The sequence below is a fragment of the Streptomyces sp. NBC_01351 genome, assembly GCF_036237315.1.
Lineage (GTDB): Bacteria > Actinomycetota > Actinomycetes > Streptomycetales > Streptomycetaceae > Streptomyces.
Genome location: NZ_CP108356.1, coordinates 2,571,591 through 2,586,923, shown reverse-complemented (window position 1 = coordinate 2,586,923; position 15,333 = coordinate 2,571,591). Strand labels below are relative to the sequence as shown.

Here is a 15,333-nt window from a genome sequence, read left to right as displayed (position 1 = left end):
GGGGAACCCGACCGTGCGGATCAGCGGATCAGCGGGTCGCCGACGCGGTGAGGAAGGCCAGGCGGGCCTTCTTGGCGGGCAGGTAGACCTCGGGCAGGTCGATCTCCGGGAGTTCGATCTCCGGGCCGATGACGAAGCCGTTGCGCTCGAGCCGGGAGATCGCCTTGGTGTTGCGGCTGTCCGGCTCGGCGACCACGCGACGGGTGGCCGGGTCGGAGAACAGGTACGCGGTGAACGCCGACAGCAGGCCCGCCGTGAACCCGTGCTCGACGGCGCCCTGGCTGGGGCCGATCAGCAGGTGCACGCCGACGTCCCCGGGCTGCACCTCGTAGCACTCGCTGACCCGGTCCTCGGCGCAGTCGTACGTCTGGAACAGCGCGACCGGCTCGCCGTCGCGGCCGATCATGAACGCGTGGTGCGTCGTACGGCGGTCGACGTCCTCGTAGATCTCCTGGACGAGCTCGCGGCTGGCCTCGCCCATGCCCCAGAAGCGGGCGCGGTCCTCGGTGACCCAGCTGTGGATCAGGGCGGAGTCCGCGGCCGGGTCGACGGGGGTGATGGTGACCGTGCCGAAGCCCTCGACGAGGTGGCTGTGCACGGGCTGGCGCGTGGAGGCGGTGGTCATATCGATTCCTTGGTGAGGCGGGACCAGTCCGTGACGACCGGTACGAGTTCGCACCGCGCCCACAGCGGGAGCTGGTCGCGGTGGTGGGGCGAGCCGGTGACGCCGTCCGCGCCCAGCGGTACCGCCCAGAGGCTGTCCTCGCGGCGGGCGAGGTCCCAGACGTAACGGGCCGCCGACGCGCGGGCGGTGAGGTCGGTGAAACCGGGGACGGAGGAGGTCGCGTTCACGCAGTCGTGGTCGCCGCCCAGGCCGGGCCACCGGGCCTCGTCGTCGGGGAGCGCCGACCAGGGGGTGAGTCGGTGGACCTCGGACCACGGGGTGTCGGGGGCGCCGGCCGCCGCCGTCTCCTCCAGCGCGGCGCGGACGTGCGCGGCGCGGTCCAGTCCCGGCAGCAGCGGGCTCGCGAGCAGGCCTTCGAGGGCGTAGCCGATCCGGGGGACCAGGTACAGCCAGGGGTGGAAGACCTCCGGGCCGGTCGGCGCGCCCCACAGGTCCGCGAACACGGGATCGGCGGCGAGGCGGCGGACGGTCGCCGTCCGGAAGGCCGAGAAGACGGTGGCGTCGGCGCTGTCGGCCTCCATGTGCCGGTCCCAGGCCAGCAGTCGGGTGCGCAGCGCCTCCGCCGCCGGGGTCAGGTCCGCGAAGCCGGGCAGCAGGGCGAGCAGCGGCGCGGCCGAGGCCAGGTGCGTGTCCGCGTGTACGTCGGCCATCGCCTTCGGGGACCACTCCGCCTGGCCGCTGAGCAGCTCGCGGATGCGGTTGGCGCGGTGCGGGGGAGCGAACTCCACGCCGAGCGGCGAGGCGATCCCGCGCGCGTTCGCCATGACGGCGAAGCCCTGCACGGGTTCGGCGGGGGTCTCGGACCAGCCCTGCCAGGCGTGGCGGGGGTCCCAGGCGGGGACGGGGCGCAGCCGGCCCGCGGGGTCGCGCAGGGGTACGGCGCCCGCGACGCGGTGCAGCAGGCCGCCCTCGGAGTCGGCGGCGTGGACGACGTTGACGGGCTCGGCCCAGCCGTCGAGGGCGCGGTCGACGTCGGCGACGGTGCGGGCGCGCAACAGGGCGGGGAGGGCGGCGAAGCCCAGGTCCCGGCGGACGCGGGGCGGGTAGCGCAGGGAGAGGGTGCGGTCGCTTCCGTCGGCGCCCTCGCGGACGACGACCGGGCCGCGGGCCGTCTCCAGGACCTCGACCTCGACGTCCGCGCCGCCGGCCACCGCGATGGTCTCCGTGTGCCGGGCGACGGGCTCCCAGACGCCGTCGGGGCCCAGCGCCTCCAGGACGGGGCCCTGCTCGCGCAGCTTCTCGACGTACAGGTCCTGGTAGTCCGCCATCGCGTTGGTGATGGCCCAGGCGGCGGTGCCGGTGTGCCCGAAGTGGGCGAGGCCGGGGACGCCGGGGACGGCGAGGCCGAGGACGTCGTACTCCGGGCAGGAGAGACGTATCTGCTGGTAGACGCCCGGGTCCTCGATGAACCGGTGCGGGTCGCCCGCGATGATCGCCGAACCGGTGGCCGTCCGGTCGCCAGGCACCAGCCAGCCGTTGCTGCCGGCGGTGCCGGGGCCGTCCGTGGCGAAGAGGGTGGCCGCTTCGCCGCCGAGGGCGCGGGCCGCCCGATCGCGCCACAGCTTGGTGGCGAACCCGGCGAACAGCACGTGCGTGGCGGTCCAGATCGCCAGCGGAACCCACGGCTCCCAGGGGGTGGGGGTGAGGCCGGTACGGGCGAAGCGCCCGTCGCGGGCGGCGCCGGCGGCGAGGCCGTCGTTGACCCCGTCCACATAGGCGCGGACCCAGGCGGCGGTGGCGGCGTCGTCGGCTTCGAGGGTTTCCCAGCAGCGCCGGGCGGTGTCGTCGAGGCGGCACTGGCGGGCGAAGCGGTCCCAGGCGACGGATTCGGCGCCGAGGAAGGCGGCGCTGGAGCCCTGGGCGCGGTGCCGTTCGACCTCCAGCTGCCAGGCGCGGTCGAAGGCGGTGGCGCGGCCCTGGGCGTAGGCGAGCCGGAGGTGGTCGGCCGCGCGGAGGTGCGGGATGCCCCAGGGGTCGCGGAAGACCTCGTACGCGCTGGTTTCGCTGCTCACACTGCTCACACTCTTCCCCAAGGTGCATTAGGTTAGGCTGGCCTAACTATAGAGGTGTCAGGGGAGGGGTAAGGACATGGCCGGCAGTAAGGGCTGGGAGGGCGTCGTCCTCAAGCTCATGAAGGGCAAGGACTTCACGTTCACGGTGACGGGGGCGGAGGACGTCACGGCGGACTACCGCCGCGTCTCCTTCACGGACGGCGGGCTGCTGGCCGCCGCCGGGGAGGCGCCGCACCCGACGATGTGGGTACGGGTCTGGTTCGAGGGCGCGGGCCGACCGCACCAGCGGGCCTACACGCTCGTGGACCCGGATCCCGTGGCGGGCACGTTCAGCTTCGAGTTCGCCCTGCACGACGGGGTCGCCAGCGCCTGGGCGCGCGGGGCCAAGCCCGGGGACACCGTCGACGCCACCGTGCAGGGCACCGGATTCACCGCCCCGCAGCCGGCCCCGCAGCGGCTGCTGGTCATCGGCGACCCGGCTTCCCTCCCGGCGATCAACTCGCTGCTGGACGCCTACCCGCAGACCCCGGCGACGATCTGGTTCGAGACGCAGCACGCCTCGGACGCCGACCTGCCGCTGCGCGTGGACGCGGCCCGGCACGAGGTCCGGTGCGTGACGCGGGACGGCGCCGCGCTCGCCGACCGGGTCAAGGCCGAGCTCCCGGACCTGGCCGGGGACCCGGCGTCGGCGTACGTTTGGCTGGCCTGCGACACGGCGACGACGCGCACCCTGACGGCGTACCTGCGCAAGGAGCTCGGGCTGCCGAAGCACCGGGTCAACGCCCTCGGCTACTGGCGCCCTGCGGCGGCCTGATCCCGGTCAGGCCCCCGTCGCCCCGTCGATCGCCTCCCGCAGGAAGTCGGCGTGGCCGTTGTGGCGGGCGTACTCGTGGATGAGGTGGAGCATGAGCAGGCGCAGCGAAGCCTCCTCCTTCCAACTCGGGACGTACGCCGTCACGTCGAGGGAGTCGGCGCCGGCCTCGATGCGGCGGGCGTGGGCCACCTCCGCCTCCCAGGCGGCGAACGCCTCGGCACGGGTGGAGCCGGAGGCGTCGTAGGCGGCCTGGAAGTCGTGGGTGTCCGACCACAGGTGCGGCAGCTCCTCACCGCTCAGCACCCGGCGGAACCAGTGCCGCTCGACCTCGGCCATGTGCCGGACCAGCCCCAGCAGGGACAGGCCGGACGGCGGCATCGACGCGCGCCGCAACTGCTCGTCGGTCAGGCCCTCGCACTTCCAGGCGAGGGTGGCCCGGTGATAGTCGAGATACGCCCGCAGCGTCTCGCGCTCACCGCCGGCCAGAGGCGGGCTGATTCGTTCCATGCGCCGATCCTGCCCTCAGGCCGGACGAAATTCAGCCCCTCCGGCGATTGAGGAGTGGGGGTCCCCCCGGACGGAGTCTGGGGGAGGGTTCGGGGCGGAGCCCCGATCTTCGACCCGCGGCGCGGCCGGCCTCGGCGCGTACGTGCCGGCCGGCGCAAGCCCCTACCCGGCCGAGGCCGCGCCAGGCGGAACCGCGCCCGCCCACACGTACGGCACCGTCACGCCCAGCCTTTCGAAGCCCAGCCGCTCCAGGATCGGGCGGCTTTCGTCCGAGGCGTCCACCTGGAGGTACGGGATTCCGCGCTCCGCCGCGACGCGGGCACGGTGGGCCACCAGCAGGCGGTAGATGCCGCGGCCGCGCCACCGCGGATCCGTGCCGCCGCCCCACAGGCCCGCGAAGGAGGTGCCCGGCCGCATCTCCATCCGGGCCCCGCACACCGGGGTGTCGCCCGCCATCGCGACCACCGCCACGATGGTCTCCGGCTCTGTCCGCAGCAGGTCCAGCACCTGCTCCCGGATCCGCGGCCGCTCGGTACCGAAGGCTCGGTAGTGGGCCTCCATCATCAGGTCCACCCCGGCCTCGTCCTCCACGGCCCGCAGGGTGATCCCCTCCGGGGGCTCCACCGGGAGCGCGGCGAGCCCGGCGGTCCGCGCCACCAGCACCGTCTCGGCCGGCTCCGGCACGAACCCGGCCGCCCGCAGCCGGTCCCCGAGGTCCGCCGGCCGGTCGTGGTCGTACAGCTTCCACTCGAACTCCGGATCCGCGCGCCCTGCGAAGAACGCCACCTGCGCCGCGATCTCGGCGTCCGCCGTCTCCTCGTCGAGGTCCGACCAGACCACGCCGTTCCACCCCAGGCCGGGCACGGTGTGCCGGACGACCGCACCCACCCGCTCCACGCGAGCCTGCGCCGAGTCCGGCTGCAGGCCCTCGCGCATCTCGGAGTCGAACAGGGACCGCACCTTCAGCAGTTCATCAGGATCCATCGTCATCGTCCCAGCTCATCAGTGTCCGACCGGCCCCCACAACTGCATTAGCCTCGGCCCCGTGAACGACGACTCCACCATCTACACCGGCAAGGCCGCCCCGGACGCGGCCGCCGACCGGGGCTGGCTCCTCGGCCACTTCAAGGACCCCGCCGATCCCCGTCACAGCGAGGACGTGGAGATCAAATGGGGCGTCCACCCGAAGGGCGACGAGCGGGAGCGGTGGGCCACCGCCGAGAAGCGCACCGCCCTGCTGGTGCTGATCAGCGGACGCTTCCGGCTGGAGTTCCCCGGCCGGACCGTCGTCCTCGCCGAGCAGGGGGACTACGTGCTGTGGGGCCGCGGGGTCGACCACTCCTGGTACGCGGAGGAGGACGCGGTGGTCCTCACCGTGCGCTGGCCCTCGATCCCCGGCTACCGGGTGGACGAGCCCGACGACGGGGAGGGCGCCCGGGCCTTGGACCACCCGCCCCGGTGACCTTCGTCCCGTACCCGCCCACCACCCTGTGACGATGCACACGAATCGGGCCAACGATCACGAAACGCTGAGATCGTGGCGCTGTAGACCACCTCGGCGCGCCCTGGAGCGACCCTCCGTACGCGCGGCCGAGCCTTCACGAGTTCCAGCGTTCTTTGCGACGGGCTGTCTCCCGGTAAAGATCCGAACCACCAGGGAGCACGTCCGTTGGCAGCAATCGCACGGTGGTGCATCCGCCACCGTCTCCTCGCCGTCCTGATCTGGCTGCTCGCCCTCGGCGCGACCGCGGCGGCCGCCGGGACCGCGGGATCGGCGTTCTCCAACGACTACGAGGTTCCCGGCACCGAGTCCGGCAAGGCGCACGCGTTCCTGCGCCAGGGCTTCCACGGCCAGGGCGGTGACACCGACACCATCGTGTGGCGGGCCCCGGACCATCAGAGCGCCCGCACTCCGGACGTCGAGCAGCGCATGACCCGGGCCCTGGACACCATCGCCGAACTTCCCGGTGTCGGATCGGTGGCCGGCCCCTACGGCCCCGGCCCCGAGAGCGCCGCCCGGATCAGCCCCGACGGGCGCACTGCCTACGCCGTGGTGACCTTCGACCGGCCGGCCGACTCCGTACCCAAGGCCCAGGCCAAGGCGGTGGTCGACGCGGCGAAGAACCCGGCCACCGAGACCGACGGCCTCCAGGTCGAACTCGGGGGCCGCGCCGTCGGCCTGACGGAGACCCCTTCCGCGCACCTCGCCGAGGTCATCGGCGTGGCCGTCGCGGCCCTGGTCCTCTTCCTGGCCTTCGGCTCGCTCGCCGCGAGCCTGCTGCCCATCGCGACCGCCCTGGTCAGCGTGGGCACCGCCTATTTCGGGATCACCCTCCTCGGGCACGCGATGCCGGTCGCCGACTTCGCCCCGATGCTCGGCACCCTCATCGGCCTCGGCGTCGGCATCGACTACGCCCTCTTCATCGTCACCCGGCACCGCAAGGCCCTCGCCCGGGGCGTCCCCGTCGACGAGGCCGCCGAGAGCGCCGTCGCCACCACCGGCCGGGCCGTCGTCTTCGCCGGAGCCACCGTCTGCATCGCGCTGCTCGGCATGCTGGTGCTGCGGCTGAACTTCCTGAACGGCGTCGCGATAGCCGCCTCCGTGACGGTGGTCCTGACGGTCGCCGCCTCGGTTACTCTGCTGCCCGCCCTCCTCTCCTTGATCGGCATGCGCGCGCTCTCCCGGCGCGAGCGCCGCAAGCTCGCCGCCGAGGGCCCGCTGACCGAGCAGACCACGGGCTTCGCCGCCCGCTGGTCCGCCTTCGTGGAGCGCCACCCCAAACTGCTCGGCATCGCCGCCACCCTCGTGATGCTGGTACTGGCCCTGCCCACGCTCTCCCTGCACCTCGGCACCTCCGACCAGGGCAACAACCCGGCCACCTCCACCACCCGGCAGGCCTACGACCTGCTCGCGGAGGGCTTCGGCCCGGGCACGAACGGCCCGCTCACCGTCGTCGCCCGCCTCGACGGGGCCGGGGACCGGCTCGCCGTGGAGCACCTCGCGGAGGCGCTCGGCCAGACGAAGGGCGTCGCATCCGCAGGCCCCGCCGTCTTCAACCGCAGCGGCGACACCGCCGTCGTCACCGTCATCCCGGACTCCGCCCCCCAGTCCCGGGCCACGAGCGAGCTCGTCGACCGGCTCCGCGAGGACGTGGTCCCGCGCGCCGGGCACGGCAACTCCATGGAGGTCCACGTCGGCGGCGTGACGGCCGGCTACGACGACTTCGCCGAGGTCGTCATCGGAAAGCTGCCGCTCTTCGTCGGGGTGGTCGTCGCCCTCGGCTGCGTCCTGCTGCTGCTCGCCTTCCGCTCCATCGGCATCCCGCTCAAGGCCGCAGCCATGAACATCGCCGCCGTCGCCTCCTCCTTCGGAGTCGTGGTCGCGATCTTCCAGTGGGGCTGGGGCAGCGAACTGCTGGGCCTGGGCAGCGCCGGCCCCATCGAACCGTTCCTGCCCGTGATCATGGTGTCCGTGCTCTTCGGACTGTCCATGGACTACCAGGTCTTCCTCGTCAGCCGGATGTACGAGGAGTGGCTGGAGACCGGCGACAACCGGCGGGCCGTCCGTGTCGGCCTCGCCGAGACCAGCCGGGTCATCAACTCGGCCGCCGTCATCATGATCTCCGTCTTCCTGGCCTTCGTGCTCAGCGGAGACCGGATCATCGCCATGTTCGGCATCGCGCTCGCCGCGGCCGTGGCCCTCGACGCCTTCGTGCTGCGCACCCTCCTCGTGCCCGCGCTGATGCACATGCTCGGCGGCGCGAACTGGTGGCTCCCCGCCTGGCTCGACCGACGGCTGCCCAAGATCAGCATCGAGCCCCCGGAGCGCCGCCCGCATGGGAAACTTCCGGCACAGCGGCCGAGCGAAGACAGCGCGGAGCCCGCTGACTCCGTACCCGTGTCCAGCTGACCAGCCGTAAGGACCCAACGCATGTTCGCGATAGATCTGGCCGAAGACGCCCAGCTCAAGCCGCTCGAGGTGTGGCACGCCGAGGAGTTCCTCGCCCACATGGACCGCGGCCGCGAGTACATCGGCCAGTACGTGGGATTCCCCGACCGCGCCACCGACCTGGAATCGGCGCGCGAGCTGCTCCGTTCGAACGCTGAGAAGGCCGCGAACGACAGCACCCGATTCTTCGGCATCTGGGTCGACGGCACCCTGGTCGGCGGAGTGCTCTACCCGGCGTTCGACGCCGCCGGCGGCAACTGCGAGGTCGGCTGCTGGCTGGAGCCCGCCGCGGCCGGACGCGGACTGGTCACCGCCGCCTGCCGGGTGCTCATCGACTGGGCCTTCAACGGGCGCGGCATGCGCCGCGTGGAGTGGCACGTCGCCACCGGGAACAAGAAGAGCATCGCGGTCGCCGAGCGCCTCGGCCTGACCCGCGAGGGCGTCATGCGCGAGAACCACCTGCACCGGGGCGTGCGTCAGAGCACCGAGATCTGGTCGGTCCTCGCCGAGGAATGGGCGGCGGCCCACCCGGCCTGAGCCCCGTCCGTGTGCGGGCCCCGCGGATCGCGGGGCCCGCAGCGGCCCCGACCAGCGGATTCTCAGAAAAATCTCAGACAAGGGACCTACGGTGCCCCGCATGGACACCACCAAGACCCCCGCCGCCCCCGAGGCGGAGAGCACCCCGGCCGATCTGACCAAGGCCGACCTGACCAAGGCCGAGATCGACACCGAACTCGCGGACGCCGAGCTCGCCGACGCGGACCTGGACGACGACGAGGACGACGACGAGTTCTCCGACGAGCTCGCCGCGACGCGGGAGCCGAGCCACGTCGCGTCCGCGGCCTCCGCGATCGTGGCCGCGGGCCTCGGCGTCGTGGCCCTCAGCGGAAGCTGGGTCGCCGGCATCGTGTCCGAGCGCGCCGGCGTCACCGGCCGTCTGGAGCTGACCCAGGCCGCCGACGTGAACGCGCAGATCGCCGCCCAGTTCGTCCAGCCGTGGCACGCCACCGCCGTGGTGAACGGCATCTTTGCCGCCATCGCCCTGATCGTCGCCATCCTGGTGCTGGCCCTGCCCGCCCTCGGATCCCCCCAGCGCACCCTCCCCGCCTGGGTCCGTTCCGTCGCCTGGGCGGCCGTTGCCCTCGGCGCCATCGGCGTCCTGGTCTTCGTCCTCATGTACTTCGACCTCCTCCTCGCCGTCCCGCAGGCGGCAGCCGTCTAGGCACCGCCCCACCACCGGCTAAGCACCGCCTTAGACCTCCTTGGCCCTCCTCAGGGACCTTCGGCCCGGGTCTAAGGCCCCCTGCCCCCGCCGGATGCGGCATGCGACCGATGTGCCGGTACCCCCTGGGACGCGAAGCTTGGATCACACCGAACGAGGTGACCGAGAAACGCAACCAGGGAGTACGAGATGTTCGAGTACGAGATCGCCACCGCCCGCCGCGCCGACCTCATCCGCGAGGCCGACGAGTACCGGCTGGTCCGGGAGGCGAAGAAGGCGCGCCGCGCGTCCTCTCGAAGCCAGGAACCCGAAGGGGCGGTGAGAGGGCACCGGAGCCGCTTCGCCCGCGCCGCGTAACCCGCGCCGCGATCCGCGTGGACTGACACGTGAAGAGAAGCGCACCGAAATCGAGTGCCGCCGGGCCGGACGTCTGTGCGATGCTCGGCGACGTGGAGACCAGATCTGTCAGCCCGGTGTTCGTCGGCCGCGCCGACGAACTGGCCGTACTCACCGACGCACTGACGCGGGCCGCCGGCCAGGAGCCGCAGGCGATGCTCATCGGGGGAGAGGCAGGGGTCGGCAAGACCCGCCTCACGGAGGAGTTCCTCTGTGAGGCCGCCCGCCGCGGCGCCGTCGTCGCCGTCGGAGGCTGTGTGGAGATCGGGGCGGAGGGGCTTCCCTTCGCCCCGTTCTCGACAGCCCTGCGCAGCCTGCACCGCGCGCTCCCCGGAGAGCTGGCCGCCGCGGCCGCCGGCCAGGAGGACGAACTCGCCCGGATCCTCCCCGAACTCGGCGAAACCCCGCGCGGCCCGCACGACGAGGAGAGCACCGCCCGGCTCTTCGAACTGACGGCACGGATGCTGGAACGCCTCGCCGCCGAACGCACCGTCGTCCTCGTCCTCGAAGACCTGCACTGGGCCGACACCTCCACCCGGCACCTGCTCTCCTACCTCTTCCGGACCCTCGGCAGCGGCCGCCTCGTCGTCGTCGCCACCTACCGCGCGGACGACGTCCACCGGCGCCACCCGCTGCGCCCCCTCCTCGCCGAACTGGACCGGCTCCGCACCGTCCAGCGCATCGAGCTGCCCCGCTTCAACCGCGCCGAGGTGCGCCGCCAGCTCGCCGGGATCCTCGCCACCCAGCCCAACGAGGACTTCGTCGACTCCGTCTTCGACCGGTCCGACGGCAACGCCTTCTTCGTCGAGGAACTCGTCGCCTCGCGGGAGAGCGGATGCCGCACCGGGCTCACCGAATCCCTGCGCGACCTGCTCCTCGTCCGCGTCGAGGTGCTGCCCGACGAGGCCCAGCGCGTGGTCCGGATCGTCGCCGAGGGCGGCTCCACCGTCGAGTACCCGCTCCTGCGCGCCGTTGTCGGGCTCGGCGAGGACGCGCTGATCGAGGCGCTGCGCGCCGCCGTCGGAGCCAACATCCTGCTCGCCACCCCCGACGGCGACGGCTACCGCTTCCGCCACTCGCTGGTCCGCGAGGCCGTCAGCGACGACCTGCTGCCCGGCGAACGCGCCCGAGTCAACCGCCGCTACGCCGAGGCCATGGAGGCCGACGACTCGCTGATCCGCGCCGAGGAGCGGGTCATCCGGCTGGCCAGCTACTGGTACCACGCCAACGACCCGTCCAAGGCGCTGCCCGCCGTCCTGTCCGCTTCCGTGGCCGCCCGCCGCCGGCACGCCTACTCCGAGCAACTGCGCCTGCTGGAACGCGCCCTGGACCTGTGGGACAGCGCCCCGGAGGAGGTCCGCGAGGAACTCCGCCCGGCGGACTACAGCGACGTGTACCCGCCGTGCGGCTGCGACCCCGCCACCACCCCGCTCCAGCGCCTCGACCTGCTGGCCGAGGCGACCGTGGCCGCCCGCTACGGCGGCGAACGGGAACGCGCCCTGAAGTTCTGCAAGACGGCCGTGCGCATGCTGGACGACGGCCACGACCCGCTGCGGGCCGCCTGGTTCTGGACCGAACGCTCCCGGCTGGTCGCGAGCCTCGGGCGGGGCGACGGCTGGGACGAGATCGCCAAGGCCCAGGAGCTCGTCCAGGGGCTGCCCCCGTCCCAGGTGCACGCCGAGGTCCTCGTCAGGGCCGCGGGCTGGGGCATGCTCCACGACCCCGGTCCGGGCAACATCATCGCCGCCGAACGCGCCGTCGAGTACGCGCGGATGGTCGGCGCCGAGGACATCGAGCTCAACGCCCGGATCACGGTCGGCTGCCTGCTCACCGACTCGGGCGACCCCGAACGGGGCCTGGCCGAGATGCACGCGGTCAGGGAACGGGCCACGGAACTGGGTCTCACCTTGCTCGCGGGACGTGCACATATCAATCTCACCTCTCAGTTGGAAGGGATGGGCCGGTCCCGGGAAGCCGTGGAACTGGCCGAACGAGGAGCCGAACTGGTAAAGAAGTCCCGGCTGTTGGACTCCGAGGCCTGGCTCCGGGGCAACATGGCGGAGAGCCTGTACAGCCTCGGCCGCTGGGACGAGGCGGCCGCAGCCGCCCAACGCACCCTGCTCGTCGGCCAGAGCGCGGCCCCGCGCGGTTCGGGAGCCTCCCGGCTCTCCTACCTGGCCCTGGCCCGCGGGGAGTTGACGGAGGCCGCCCAGCAGCTCGCCGCCGCCCACACCCACTTCGGCGACCACGACATGCAGCCCCAGCACCGGATACCGCTGTACCGCCTCGCGGTCGGCGTCGCCGCGGGGGAGGGCCGGATCGCCGACGTCCGCGCCGAGACGGCCGCCGCCGTCGCCTACGGGTTCCCGCTCGGACAGCACCGCTACGCCTGGCCGCTGCTGCTCGCCTCCGCCAGTGCGGAGGCGGACTCCCGGGGACTGCCCGCCGCCGACGCGGACCGGGACGCCGCCCTGGACGTCCTGCGCAAGGCCGCCCGCGGTCTCGCCACCCCCGCCCCGGTGTGGCGCGCCCACGCCGAGTACGTCCGCGCCGAGCTGCTCCGCGCCGAGGCCCGGGACACCGTCGCCGACTGGACCGCCGTGGAGGAGGCCATCCGCCCGCTGGAACGCCCGTACCTGCTGGCCCGCGCCCGCCACCAGCTCGCCGAGGCGATGCTGGCCGCCGGCGGCGACCGCGAGCCCGCCGCCGCCCTGCTCCGCGAGGCCTACGCCACCGCTGACCGGCTCGGCTCACGTCGGCTGCGCGAGGATCTGGCCCTGCTCGCGCAGCGCGCCCGGCTCCCGCTCACCGCCGCCGACGCGCCCCTGGCCGATCCCGCACCCGAGGCAGACCCGGTCGCGACGCTCGGCCTGACCAGCCGCGAGCGGGACGTACTGCGCCTGGTGGCCGCCGGCAGCACCAACCGCAAGATCGCCGAGGAGCTCTTCATCTCCCCGAAGACGGCGAGCGTGCACGTCTCGAACATCCTGGCCAAGCTCGGCGTCACCGGCCGCGGCGAGGCAGCCGCCCTCGCCCACCGGCTGCGGCTCTTCGCCCCGGCAGCCCCGGTCAGTGCCCGTCCGGAGGCTGCTCGTCGAGGCGTATGAGCACCCTGCCGGACTCCAGGTCTATGGGACCCCGCCCCGGGTCGCCGTCATTGACGTCGACCCGGGACAGCTCCAGCCGCTTCTTCTCCTCGTCCGAGTGCTTGCGCCCCGGATTGAACAGCTCCTCGATCATGTTGAACACCGTGCCCACCGCGCCTTTCCGAGCCCTGCCGGGGCCTGTGCCCCCGGGCCGGCTACCGCACCGTCAGTGTCAGGATCCTGTCGTCGCCCGCTTCCGGCGACCCGCGCCCATCGGTCTCGCTCGTGACCAGCAGCAATCTGTCCCCGCCGAGCGCCACCACCGTGCGCAGCCGGCCGTACTTCCCCTCGAGGAACGCTTCGGGGGCCGCAACCGGTTCCGCTCCGGCCAGCGGGATCCGCCACAGCCGGTTGCCCTTCAGCCCGGCCATCCACAGGGAGCCCTGCGCCCACGCGATCCCGCTCGGCGAGGCCTCGTCGGTCCCCCACACCGCCACCGGATCCCGCATCCCAGGTCTGCCCGCCTTCCCCTCGGCCTCGGGCCAGCCGTAGTTCGCACCGGGCTCGATCAGATTCAGCTCGTCCCAGGTGTGCTGCCCGAACTCGGCCGCCCACAGCCGCTTGTCCTGGTCCCAGGCGAGGCCCTGCACATTGCGGTGACCGTAGGAGTAGACGACCGAGTCGGCCTCGGGATTGCCGTGCACCGGATCCCCGTCCGGAGTCATCCGGAGGATCTTGCCGCCCAGTGACTTCTTGTCCTGTGCGAGCCCGGTCTCACCGGTCTCGCCGGTCCCCACATAGAGCATCTTGTCCGGGCCGAAGGCGATCCGGCCGCCGTTGTGCACCGTGCCCTTGGGGATCCCCCGGAACACCGTGTCCGGAGCCCCCAGTTGCTGACCGGCCGGTCTCTTCTCGTCATAGCGCATCCGGGCGATGCGGTTGTCGGACTCGGTCGTGAAGTACGCGTACACCAGCCGGTCAGAGGCGAACGAGGGCGACAGCGCGAGGCCCAGCAGCCCGCCCTCCCCGCCCGGAGCCACCCCCGGCACCTCGCCGATCTCCGTCATCGCGCCCGAGCCCACCGCGATCCTGCCGATCGTCCCCTTGTCCCGCGAGGCCACCAGCAGATCCCCGTCGGGCAGCGGTGCCACGCCCCACGGCGACTCCAGACCCTTGGCGATCTCCCCGGTCACCGTCACCGAGCCCTTCGCCGGGGCGCCGGACGGCTCCGGCGAGCCGGACGGGCTCCCCGACGGGCCCGATGAGCCCGGGCTCGCGGCGGGCGTGCCCGGTGGGGAACCGCTCGGCCGACCCCCGTCGCCGCCCGGAGGCGAGCACCCGGCCGCCAGCAACGCGCCGCACCCGGCCAGCGTCACCGCCGCCAGCACGCTCCGACGCCGCGCGCCCCCGCCCCCGTACATCCCCGATCCGTATCGCATCGCCCTGCTCCCCTCCCGTGCGCCTCTCGTGCCTTCCATCTGTCTCAACAGCTCCGGCCGTACCCCAAGTTCCTCCCTTCGTACACTCGATCGAGTGGTTGTGGAGCCGGCGGAAAGACGGCCCCTGGCCGGGCCTGGCCCGGCTTGGTCAGCCCCGGTCAGCCCCCGGTCAGCCCTCAGTCACTCCCAGGCTCCCACCGCCGCCGGCAGCGCCGCGATCTCCGCCAGGTCCGCCGCCGAGAGCCGGACCTCCGCCGCCCGCGCGTTCTCCGCCGCCCAGTGCGCCCGGTCCGCCCCCGGCACCGGCACCACCTGCGGTCCCTGCGCCAGCACCCACGCCAGCGCCACCTGCGCCGCCGTGACCTCGGGCCCGTGCCGCAGCGCCACCCGCCGCAGGCCCGCGACAAGGCCCTGGTTCGACGCCATCGCGTGCGCCGTGAACCGCGGATGCCGGGCCCGTACGTCCTGCGACTCGAAACCCTCGCCCGGCCTGAGCGTCCCGGTGAGGAACCCGCTGCCCAGCGGCATCGCCGCCAGGAACCCCACCCCGCGCGCCGCGCACCACGGCAGGAGCTGCCACGCCGCCTCCGGCGACCACACCGACAGCTCCGCCTGCACCGCACTCACCGGGAACACCTGCTGCGCCCGCTCCAGATGCGCCAGCGTCGTCCCGTACGCCCGGTCCCCGCGCCGCCCCGTCCCCGGCCCGGCCCCCGCGCCCAGCGCGCTGAACCCCAGCGCCCGCACCTTCCCGGCGGCCACCAGCTCCGCCATCGCCCCCCAGCTCTCCTCCACCGGCACCTCGGGATCCACCCGGTGCAGCTGGTAGAGGTCTATGACGTCGGTCCGCAGCCGCCGCAGCGAGGCGTCGCACGCCCGCCGCAGATAGCCGGGCCGCCCGTCGGCCACCACGTGCTGCTCACCCGCGCGCAGTCCCGCCTTCGCCGAGACGAAGGCCTCGGAGCGGCGCTCCCGCAGCACCCGCCCGAGCAACAGCTCGTTGGTGAACGGCCCGTACACATCGGCGGTGTCCAGCAGGTTCGACCCCAGATCGAGCGCCGTGTGCACGGCGGCCAGCGATTCCTGCCCCCTGCGCCGCGAAGGCGCGTACGCCCAGCTCATCGGCATGCACCCGAGGCCGATGGCACCCACCGCCAGCGCCCCCGCCCCGATCGACCTGCGCTCCACCCCTGGATCCCCCTCCCGCTCCGGCGAACAAACTA

14 protein-coding genes are annotated in these 15,333 nt (G+C 73.3%); 7 read left to right on the top strand and 7 right to left on the bottom strand.

Translation table 11 applies throughout. From position 1 onward, the window contains the following. Positions 1-28: 28 nt before the first annotated feature. Both OG625_RS11465 and OG625_RS11460 read right to left on the bottom strand, forming a co-directional pair. On the bottom strand, positions 29-625 hold the full coding sequence (locus OG625_RS11465) for a GNAT family N-acetyltransferase (protein ID WP_329378970.1): 597 nt from the start codon (positions 623-625) through the stop codon (positions 29-31). After that, the gene (locus OG625_RS11460; RefSeq protein WP_329378968.1) at positions 622-2,706 is read right to left on the bottom strand and encodes a penicillin acylase family protein; all 2,085 of its coding nucleotides are present in this window, start codon (positions 2,704-2,706) and stop codon (positions 622-624) included. The genes OG625_RS11465 and OG625_RS11460 overlap by 4 nt, the downstream gene beginning before the upstream one ends. A 67-nt stretch (positions 2,707-2,773) precedes the next feature. Here OG625_RS11460 and OG625_RS11455 point away from each other — a divergent pair, with 67 nt between their 5' ends. Then, positions 2,774-3,511 carry a siderophore-interacting protein gene (locus tag OG625_RS11455; protein ID WP_329378966.1) on the top strand — a complete coding sequence of 246 codons (738 nt, stop codon included), beginning with the start codon at positions 2,774-2,776 and terminating at the stop codon, positions 3,509-3,511. A 6-nt stretch (positions 3,512-3,517) separates the two neighbouring features. Here the strand turns inward: OG625_RS11455 and OG625_RS11450 are convergent, their stop codons facing one another. Both OG625_RS11450 and OG625_RS11445 read right to left on the bottom strand, forming a co-directional pair. Continuing rightward, positions 3,518-4,018: a DinB family protein gene (locus tag OG625_RS11450; protein WP_329378964.1), complete on the bottom strand. Its 501-nt coding sequence runs from the start codon at positions 4,016-4,018 to the stop codon at positions 3,518-3,520. Positions 4,019-4,180: 162 nt separating this feature from the next. Beyond that, a complete protein-coding gene (locus OG625_RS11445; protein ID WP_329390577.1) occupies positions 4,181-5,002 on the bottom strand; it encodes a GNAT family N-acetyltransferase in 822 nt (273 codons plus the stop codon). Positions 5,003-5,063: 61 nt separating this feature from the next. Here OG625_RS11445 and OG625_RS11440 point away from each other — a divergent pair, with 61 nt between their 5' ends. The 6 genes from OG625_RS11440 to OG625_RS11415 all read left to right on the top strand — a co-directional run bounded on the left by OG625_RS11440 (position 5,064) and on the right by OG625_RS11415 (position 12,692). Continuing rightward, the gene (locus OG625_RS11440; RefSeq protein ID WP_329378962.1) at positions 5,064-5,480 is read left to right on the top strand and encodes a signal peptidase I; all 417 of its coding nucleotides are present in this window, start codon (positions 5,064-5,066) and stop codon (positions 5,478-5,480) included. 207 nt (positions 5,481-5,687) lie between these two features. Then, complete coding sequence (locus OG625_RS11435) at positions 5,688-7,928, top strand: MMPL family transporter (protein ID WP_329378960.1); 2,241 nt, start codon at positions 5,688-5,690, stop codon at positions 7,926-7,928. A gap of 21 nt (positions 7,929-7,949) precedes the next feature. Next, positions 7,950-8,504: a GNAT family N-acetyltransferase gene (locus OG625_RS11430; RefSeq protein WP_329378958.1), complete on the top strand. Its 555-nt coding sequence runs from the start codon at positions 7,950-7,952 to the stop codon at positions 8,502-8,504. Between the two features lie 100 nt (positions 8,505-8,604). Further along, complete coding sequence (locus tag OG625_RS11425; protein WP_329378956.1) at positions 8,605-9,189, top strand: hypothetical protein; 585 nt, start codon at positions 8,605-8,607, stop codon at positions 9,187-9,189. 189 nt (positions 9,190-9,378) lie between these two features. Further along, positions 9,379-9,546: a hypothetical protein gene (locus tag OG625_RS11420; protein ID WP_329378954.1), complete on the top strand. Its 168-nt coding sequence runs from the start codon at positions 9,379-9,381 to the stop codon at positions 9,544-9,546. Positions 9,547-9,626: 80 nt separating this feature from the next. Further along, entirely contained in the window at positions 9,627-12,692 is a 3,066-nt protein-coding gene (locus OG625_RS11415) for a helix-turn-helix transcriptional regulator (RefSeq protein WP_329390575.1), read from the top strand. Here the strand turns inward: OG625_RS11415 and OG625_RS11410 are convergent. The 3 genes from OG625_RS11410 to OG625_RS11400 all read right to left on the bottom strand — a co-directional run bounded on the left by OG625_RS11410 (position 12,655) and on the right by OG625_RS11400 (position 15,298). Further along, complete coding sequence (locus tag OG625_RS11410; RefSeq protein WP_329378952.1) at positions 12,655-12,825, bottom strand: DUF6191 domain-containing protein; 171 nt, start codon at positions 12,823-12,825, stop codon at positions 12,655-12,657. The two genes, OG625_RS11415 and OG625_RS11410, sit on opposite strands and share 38 nt — an antisense overlap. Positions 12,826-12,886: 61 nt before the next feature. Further along, positions 12,887-14,110 carry a PQQ-dependent sugar dehydrogenase gene (locus OG625_RS11405; protein WP_329378950.1) on the bottom strand — a complete coding sequence of 408 codons (1,224 nt, stop codon included), beginning with the start codon at positions 14,108-14,110 and terminating at the stop codon, positions 12,887-12,889. Positions 14,111-14,290: 180 nt separating this feature from the next. Further along, complete coding sequence (locus OG625_RS11400; protein WP_329378948.1) at positions 14,291-15,298, bottom strand: aldo/keto reductase; 1,008 nt, start codon at positions 15,296-15,298, stop codon at positions 14,291-14,293. Positions 15,299-15,333 lie beyond the last annotated feature (35 nt).

Excerpts from the sequence above, each read along its gene's own strand:
- OG625_RS11455 (WP_329378966.1), top strand. The coding sequence starts at position 2,774 with ATGGCCGGCAGTAAGGGCTGGGAGGGCGTCGTCCTCAAGCTCATGAAG.
- OG625_RS11410 (WP_329378952.1), bottom strand. The coding sequence starts at position 12,825 with ATGATCGAGGAGCTGTTCAATCCGGGGCGCAAGCACTCGGACGAGGAG.
- OG625_RS11450 (WP_329378964.1), bottom strand. The coding sequence starts at position 4,018 with ATGGAACGAATCAGCCCGCCTCTGGCCGGCGGTGAGCGCGAGACGCTG.
- OG625_RS11430 (WP_329378958.1), top strand. The coding sequence starts at position 7,950 with ATGTTCGCGATAGATCTGGCCGAAGACGCCCAGCTCAAGCCGCTCGAG.
- OG625_RS11445 (WP_329390577.1), bottom strand. The coding sequence starts at position 5,002 with ATGGATCCTGATGAACTGCTGAAGGTGCGGTCCCTGTTCGACTCCGAG.
- OG625_RS11425 (WP_329378956.1), top strand. The coding sequence starts at position 8,605 with ATGGACACCACCAAGACCCCCGCCGCCCCCGAGGCGGAGAGCACCCCG.
- OG625_RS11405 (WP_329378950.1), bottom strand. The coding sequence starts at position 14,110 with ATGCGATACGGATCGGGGATGTACGGGGGCGGGGGCGCGCGGCGTCGG.
- OG625_RS11420 (WP_329378954.1), top strand. The coding sequence starts at position 9,379 with ATGTTCGAGTACGAGATCGCCACCGCCCGCCGCGCCGACCTCATCCGC.
- OG625_RS11465 (WP_329378970.1), bottom strand. The coding sequence starts at position 625 with ATGACCACCGCCTCCACGCGCCAGCCCGTGCACAGCCACCTCGTCGAG.
- OG625_RS11415 (WP_329390575.1), top strand. The coding sequence starts at position 9,627 with ATGCTCGGCGACGTGGAGACCAGATCTGTCAGCCCGGTGTTCGTCGGC.